Raw genomic sequence first — 203 nt, 5'->3', positions numbered from 1 at the left:
TACCGGAGCCGTCGGCCGTGACCGAGCCATCGGTCCCAGAGGTGTCCGTGCCGGAGGCATCCGTCCCGGAGAGTGCGAAGCCGCCGGTCTCGCCGCTCCAGAAACCGAGGTCCGCGATGCGCGCGTGCCAGACGGAGACCGTTCCGTCGATCATCCGGAGATAAGCGCGACCGTCCGACGTGTCGGTGTCGACGGCACCGGTC

Annotated in this window: 1 protein-coding gene; it reads right to left on the bottom strand. The window is 69.5% G+C overall.

The window, feature by feature from the left end:
- The coding region (locus tag QN350_RS19915; protein ID WP_323517260.1) for a hypothetical protein at window positions 1-203 on the bottom strand (203 nt) is incomplete at both ends.

Source organism: Cryobacterium sp. 10I5, assembly GCF_035019865.1.
Classification (GTDB): Bacteria; Actinomycetota; Actinomycetes; order Actinomycetales; family Microbacteriaceae; genus Cryobacterium; species Cryobacterium breve_A.
The sequence above is the reverse complement of the archived record's forward strand: the minus strand, read 5'-3'. Positions and strand labels throughout refer to the sequence as shown.